6 protein-coding genes are annotated in these 6,373 nt (G+C 61.4%); 4 read left to right on the top strand and 2 right to left on the bottom strand.

Annotated elements, in window-relative coordinates; all coding sequences use genetic code 11:
• The first annotated feature begins 236 nt into the window (after window positions 1-236).
• From OC610_RS18655 to OC610_RS18645, 3 genes are all read left to right on the top strand, one after another.
• Window positions 237-1,187, top strand: a complete 951-nt coding sequence (locus OC610_RS18655) for a TAXI family TRAP transporter solute-binding subunit (RefSeq protein WP_264429736.1) — start codon at window positions 237-239, stop codon at window positions 1,185-1,187.
• A 78-nt stretch (window positions 1,188-1,265) separates the two neighbouring features.
• Window positions 1,266-3,293, top strand: coding sequence for a TRAP transporter permease (locus OC610_RS18650; RefSeq protein ID WP_264429735.1), 2,028 nt, complete (start codon window positions 1,266-1,268; stop codon window positions 3,291-3,293).
• Window positions 3,290-3,673, top strand: coding sequence for a DUF1850 domain-containing protein (locus OC610_RS18645; RefSeq protein ID WP_264429733.1), 384 nt, complete (start codon window positions 3,290-3,292; stop codon window positions 3,671-3,673). The genes OC610_RS18650 and OC610_RS18645 overlap by 4 nt, the downstream gene beginning before the upstream one ends.
• 4 nt (window positions 3,674-3,677) lie before the next feature.
• Here the strand turns inward: OC610_RS18645 and OC610_RS18640 are convergent, their stop codons facing one another.
• On the bottom strand, window positions 3,678-4,295 hold the full coding sequence (locus tag OC610_RS18640; RefSeq protein ID WP_264429731.1) for a TetR/AcrR family transcriptional regulator: 618 nt from the start codon (window positions 4,293-4,295) through the stop codon (window positions 3,678-3,680).
• Between the two features lie 163 nt (window positions 4,296-4,458).
• Here OC610_RS18640 and OC610_RS18635 point away from each other — a divergent pair, with 163 nt between their 5' ends.
• A complete protein-coding gene (locus OC610_RS18635) occupies window positions 4,459-4,899 on the top strand; it encodes a hotdog fold domain-containing protein (RefSeq protein ID WP_264429729.1) in 441 nt (146 codons plus the stop codon).
• A gap of 82 nt (window positions 4,900-4,981) precedes the next feature.
• On the opposite strand, the gene OC610_RS18630 is transcribed toward OC610_RS18635, so the two are convergent.
• Window positions 4,982-6,070: an SMP-30/gluconolactonase/LRE family protein gene (locus tag OC610_RS18630; protein ID WP_264429727.1), complete on the bottom strand. Its 1,089-nt coding sequence runs from the start codon at window positions 6,068-6,070 to the stop codon at window positions 4,982-4,984.
• Window positions 6,071-6,373 lie beyond the last annotated feature (303 nt).

The following is a 6,373-nucleotide window of genomic DNA, read 5'->3' as shown; positions in this document are numbered from 1 at the left end:
TCTTGATCTTGATCTTGATCTTTGGTCTTTTCGCTTTCGATTAAAACGATAGTGAAAAGATCGCAGCCTCGTTTCACTCGGCAGCTCCTACGGCTCCTACGGCTCCTACGGCCCCGATCCGGCGAGATATCTGTCGCGTCACGACGGCGTCTTCGGCGCCTCGACTCGCCAATACCCTTGTTTCGACTACAGTGGAAAGACTCTGCATAAAGCCATAACAAGACGGAGAGTCCTCAATGCAAGTCAACAAGCGCTTCACCCTCCTGGCCGCCGCAGCCTTGGCGGTCGCCGCCACCGCCCAGGCGGCCCCCCCGGTATTTATCAACATCCTGACCGGCGGCACCAGCGGTGTGTATTACCCGATCGGGGTCGGGCTTTCACAGATCTACAGCAGCGGCATCGAAGGTTCCAAGACATCGGTGCAGGCCACCAAGGCGTCGGTGGAGAATCTCAACCTGCTGCAAGCCGGGCGCGGGGAGCTCGCGCTGGCCTTGGGCGACTCGGTGGCCGATGCGAAAAACGGCGTGGAGGACGCCGGCTTCAAGGCTCCATTGACCAAGCTGCGGGCGATTGCCGGCGCCTACCCCAATTACATCCAGATCGTCGCCAGCGAGGAATCGGGGATCAAGACCCTGGCTGACCTCAAGGGCAAGACCGTTTCCGTCGGCGCGGCGAAATCCGGAACCGAACTCAACGCCCGGGCAATCTTCAAGGCCGCCGGCCTGACCTACAGCGACATGAAGGTCCAGTACCTGCCCTTCGCCGAATCGGTGGATTTGATCAAGAACCGCCAACTGGACGCTACCTTGCAATCCTCCGGCCTGGGCATGGCGGCGATTCGTGACCTGGCGTCGACGATGAAGTTGAACTACGTGTCGATTCCCACTGACGTGGTACAGAAGATCGGCAACCCGGCCTACCAGAGCGCCATGATCCCCGCCAACACCTACGACGGCCAGGCTGATGCCGTGCCCACCGTGGCCATCACCAATATCCTGGTGACCCGCGAGGACGTCCCGGACGACGTGGCCTATCAGATGACCAAGCTGCTGTTCGACAACCTCCCCCGCCTGGGCACCTCCCACTCGGCGGCCAAGGACATCTCGCTGGAAAACGCGGCGAAAAACCTGCCGATCGCCCTGCACCCCGGAGCCGAGCGCTACTACAAGGAAGTGGGCGCGCTGTAGCCGCTGGCCTGCAACGGCGCGGGGCGCCGTTGCAGCATTGCGTTTCGCATCCGCACGTCGACAACAGGCAGGCATCTCATGAGTGAAGACCAGCACGGCATCGCCACGGACCCGCGGGACTGGCCCAGGACGCTGTTCTACGTGGCATTGCTGTTTTCCGTATTCCAGATCATCACGGCAGCCTTTGCTCCGGTGTCCAGCATCGTGCTGCGGGCGGTGCATGTGGGCTTTTTGCTGTGGGTGGTGTTTCTCAGCTATCCCGCCCATGGCAAGCAACGGCCCTGGCAGCCCTTCGCCTGGGCCTTGAGCCTGGCGAGCGTGGCGACCGCGCTCTATCAATGGGTCTTCGAGGCCGACCTGATCCAGCGTTCCGGCGACCTGACCACCGCCGACACGGTCATCGGCGTCATCCTGATCGTGCTGGTGTTCGAGGCGGCGCGGCGGGTGATGGGCATCGCCTTGCCGATCATCTGCGGCCTGTTCCTGGCCTATGGTCTGTTCGGTGAATACTTGCCCGGCGACCTGGCCCACCGAGGCTACGGCGTCGATCAGATCATCAACCAATTGGCCTTCGGCACCGAAGGGCTGTACGGCACGCCGACCTACGTATCGGCCACCTACATCTTCCTGTTCATCCTGTTCGGCGCCTTCCTGGAAAAGGCCGGCATGATCAAGCTGTTCACGGATTTTGCCATGGGCCTGTTCGGCCACAAGCTGGGCGGCCCGGCGAAGGTGTCCGTGGTGTCGTCGGCGCTGATGGGCACCATCACCGGCTCGGGCATCGCCAACGTCGTGACCACCGGCCAGTTCACCATTCCGCTGATGAAACGCTTTGGCTACAAGGCCGCGTTCGCCGGCGGCGTGGAAGCGACATCGAGCATGGGCAGCCAGATCATGCCGCCGGTGATGGGCGCGGTGGCGTTCATCATGGCCGAGACCATCAACGTGCCGTTCGTGGAGATCGCCAAGGCCGCGCTGATTCCGGCGTGCCTGTATTTCGGCTCGGTGTTCTGGATGGTTCACCTGGAAGCCAAGCGCTCCAACCTCAAGGGCCTGCCCAAGGACCAATGCCCGAGCGCCTGGGGCGCGGTCAAGGAGAGCTGGTTCCTGCTGATCCCATTGGCCGTTCTGGTCTACCTGCTGTTTTCCGGCCGCACGCCGTTGTTCTCCGGCATGGTCGGGCTGGCGCTGACGGCCATCGTGATCCTCGGCTCGGCGATCATTCTCAAAGTCTCCAACTACGCCTTGCGCTGCGCCTTCTGGGTCGCGCTGGGCATCCTTTGCGTCGGGTTCTTCCGGCTCGGTATCGGCATCGTGTTCGCGGTGATCGGCGTGCTGGTGGTGGCCTGCTGGTTCATGAAAGGCACCCGGGAAACCCTGGTCGTCTGCCTGCACGCCTTGGTGGACGGCGCCCGGCACGCCGTTCCGGTAGGGATCGCCTGCGCCTTGGTCGGCACCATCATCGCCGTGGTCTCGCTCACGGGCGTGGCGTCCACGTTCGCCGGTTACATCCTGGCAATCGGCAAGGACAACCTGTTCCTGTCGCTGCTGCTGACCATGCTCACCTGCCTGGTGCTGGGCATGGGCATCCCGACCATCCCGAACTACATCATTACCAGCTCGATCGCTGCGCCCGCCTTGCTGGAGCTGGGCGTGCCGCTGATCGTGTCGCACATGTTCGTGTTCTATTTCGGCATCCTCGCTGACCTGACCCCGCCGGTGGCCCTGGCCTGCTTCGCCGCCGCACCCATCGCCCGGGAGAGCGGCCTGAAGATCAGCTTCTGGGCGGTGCGCATCGCCCTGGCCGGCTTCGTCATTCCGTTCATGACGGTGTACAACCCGGCGCTGATGCTGCAGGGCGACAACCTGTGGATGACCGCCTATATGGTGGTCAAGACATTGTTGGCCGTCGGGCTCTGGGGAATGGCCTCCACCGGATACCTGCAACAGAAAATGCCGGTGTGGGAACGCCTGATGTGTTTTGCCGCTGGCGCGATGCTGGTCGTCGCCCTGCCCCTGACCGATGAGATTGGCTTCGTGCTGGGTGCGCTGCTGATTTTCCAGCACGTCTGGCGCTCACGACGTACCGGGCGAGCCTTGGCGTGATTGGCTTGTGCCTGGGCTTGTCCGGCGTGGTCTGGGCACACCTTGAACTCAGCGAGTTCACGTTGGCCTGGAATCACACCATCGAGAAGATCCGTTGGGAGGAGGATTACCGGGTCAGCGAACAGGGCCTGATCCTGGGTGAGGCCAGGGTCAAGGGCAACGGCGCCGGGATGGAAATTCCCGAAGGCGCACGGCTGGAAAATGGCAGTTGGCGATATCGCCGCGAACTGCCACCGCTGCAACCGTTGAAGCTCGGTCGCACGCCCCAGGCCGGTGATTATCAACTGTGTCATGCCGGCGTTTGCCAACCCATGGCGCACTGGCTGGGACCGCCCGATGCACAACAACCGGCCGTGGAATTGTGGAGCTGCCCGCTGTGATCGCTCAGTCAGCACTGATGGAACGCCACGCCGCTTGCGCCAACAATTCCCGGTGCGCCTTGGGGCTGGAGGGCACCCGCCCCGCCAGCCATGCCCGGCAATAACTTTCAGACGCGCCGATGATCAGCGAGAACATCAATTCGGCGGGGTAGCGCTTGAGCGCCTCGCCCTGCTCTGCGGCGCTCAGCCACTGCCAAAGCTGACCGTTACGTGAGGTGTTGCGGCTGGCGAGCTCGTCCTTGAACGGTCCCTTGGTCACCGCAAAGCGCGCGTGATACTGGAAACGCGCCCATTCGGGCTGGCTGTCCACCCAATCGACGTAGCTGTAGATCAACGCTTGGACGCCCTGTTCGGCGGTTGTCGCCTCGGACAGGTATTGCTCGCGCAAACGCGCCTGATCCTCCAGGGCCGTGAAGAACAGCGCCGCCACCAAGCCTTCCTTGTTGCCGAAATGATGGTAGATGGCGCCGACGCTGGTCTGGCATTCGGTGCGGATCATTTCAATGGTCGTCGCCTCGATGCCCTGCTCGTTGAACAGGGCCAGGGCCTTGCGAAAGATATCGCGCTTGAGTTCGGCCCTTCTGCCGGGGAAGGCGCGTTCGAGTAGGTCTGTTGTTTCCATGCTTGGCATTAACCGGTTCGTTGAATGGACCGGGCGCTGGGTTGCCCGTGATGAAGTGAGCACAGCTTGACAGATTCGCCGCCAACAGAATACCGTTCCGTTACAGAACATAATTCTGTAACGGAACATCATTCCGCAAAATCACTCGTCAGCGAGGCTTCACATGAATCAGGTTCTCGGTATGTTCAACAGCGCAGGTCCGGACGCGTTCAGCAAAATGGCCTGTCAGATGGCGCCGTACTTTTCCACCATCAACCCGCTGGTCACAGAGTTGCGCCAGGGTGCGGCGACCGTGCAGGTGCCGTTTCGCAAGGAAATCACCAATCACCTGGGCACAGTCCACGCGATCGCCATGTGCAACGCCGCCGAGTTGGCTGCGGGCATGATGACCAACGTTTCCATTCCGGAAGGCGCCCGCTGGATTCCCAAAGGCATGAGCGTGCAATACCTGGCCAAGGCCAAGAGCGATGTGACGGCGGTTGCGAATGGCGACGAGGTGAACTGGCAGACCGAGGGCGACAAGATCGTGCCGGTGGACATTCATGACGCGGAAGGCAAGAAGGTGTTCACGGCGCAAATCACCATGAACGTGAAGTTGGGTTGAAGCTTGGGAGCTTGCTTTGCGATTGCTGCGCAATCGAGCGGGAGCAAGCTCCCTCGCCACGGTTATTGAGGATGCCTGAGGATCAGGCGAACGTCGCGCCCCGGGTATTCACGAACAACGAGTACAGCGAATGGCTGCCGGCCATGAACAGCCGGTTGCCTTCTCGCCCGCCGAAGCAGATGTTCGGGCAGCGTTCCGGCAACGAAATGTGCCCGATGGCCTTGCCTTCGGGGTTGAACACGCGCACGCCATCGAGTTTTTCCAGGTCGGCCTTGGGGTCGCCGTTCCCGCCCCAACCGCACCAGAGGTTACCACTCTCGTCGCACTTGATCCCGTCGATGGCCGCGTAGTCCAGCCCTTCGATGTGCTTGCGCCGTTCCCCCAGGGTGCCGTCGTCCTTGACCGTGATCGCCCAGATCAAGCGGTTGGGCTTGGCCCGGCCTTCGACCACGTAGAGGATTTTTTCGTCCGGGGAAAAGCACAGGCCGTTTGGCCCCGCGAGGTCGTCGATGACCCGGCTGAGCTTGCCGGTCTGGCCGTCGATGCGGTACACCGCGTGAGGCTGCGCGGGGGTGACCTTGTGGCCTTCATAGTTATTGCCTGTCTGGAACGGTGGATCAGTGAACCAGATCGAGCCGTCCCGTTTGCAGACGATGTCGTTCGGCGAATTCAATGGCTTGCCGTCGAAACTGTCGGCCAGCACGGTGATGGTGCCGTTGGGTTCGGTGCGGGTGATGCGCCGACCTTCGCTCGCCGTGGTCGAGCCTTCGCAGACCAGCAACCGCCCTTGGCGATCGCGGCACATGCCGTTGGAGAAGTTCGAGTTCTCGCGGTACACCGACAAGCCACCGGTAACTTCATCCCAACGCACGATGCGGTTGTTGGGAATGTCACTGACCAGCAGATAGCGACCGTCGCCGATCCACACCGGCCCTTCCGCCCACCGCAAGCCGCTGGCGAGCTTCTCGACGCTGGCGTTGAAGATGCGCAAGTCCATGAAGCTGGGGTCGAGGATATTGATCAGGGGGTCTGGATAGCGCTGGCTCAGCGGCTCGGCCTGGGCCAGGCCGGGCAGGTTTCCAAGTGTCGCGGCGGCGGCCGAGACCACCAGGGATTTCTTCAGGAAGATCCGGCGCCCCTGATCGGCGGTTGCAGGTTGCGAAGCATCCATCGTACGTCTCCGTTAATTATTATTGGACGGGGACGTTTGTTTTACTCTCTGATAGGACATCGTACAAGATCAAAAATGCAGTTGTTGCTTGGCAGCGGCCTTCACTGCGTAGAAAAATCCGAAATCGGCTTGAACTCTGCATATAACCTGACACTTAAACCAAGAAGCGTTTTCCGACGGGCTTGTTAGCGCTCGCCATATACGGTAAAAATTCGACTTAGTTGTACGACAACAAAATCAAAAGCCCGCTAAAGGGCTGACGCTGCTCACTCAAGACCGTCTAACAACCTGTGGCGAGGGAGC

The sequence above is a fragment of the Pseudomonas agronomica genome (assembly GCF_025917275.1).
Lineage (GTDB): Bacteria > Pseudomonadota > Gammaproteobacteria > Pseudomonadales > Pseudomonadaceae > Aquipseudomonas > Aquipseudomonas agronomica.
The sequence above is the reverse complement of the archived record's forward strand: the minus strand, read 5'-3'. Positions and strand labels throughout refer to the sequence as shown.

What these genes read in the sequence shown, in the direction of transcription:
- OC610_RS18640 (WP_264429731.1), bottom strand. Translation starts at nt 4,295, where the DNA reads ATGGAAACAACAGACCTACTCGAACGCGCCTTCCCCGGCAGAAGGGCC.
- OC610_RS18630 (WP_264429727.1), bottom strand. Translation starts at nt 6,070, where the DNA reads ATGGATGCTTCGCAACCTGCAACCGCCGATCAGGGGCGCCGGATCTTC.
- OC610_RS18650 (WP_264429735.1), top strand. Translation starts at nt 1,266, where the DNA reads ATGAGTGAAGACCAGCACGGCATCGCCACGGACCCGCGGGACTGGCCC.
- OC610_RS18635 (WP_264429729.1), top strand. Translation starts at nt 4,459, where the DNA reads ATGAATCAGGTTCTCGGTATGTTCAACAGCGCAGGTCCGGACGCGTTC.
- OC610_RS18655 (WP_264429736.1), top strand. Translation starts at nt 237, where the DNA reads ATGCAAGTCAACAAGCGCTTCACCCTCCTGGCCGCCGCAGCCTTGGCG.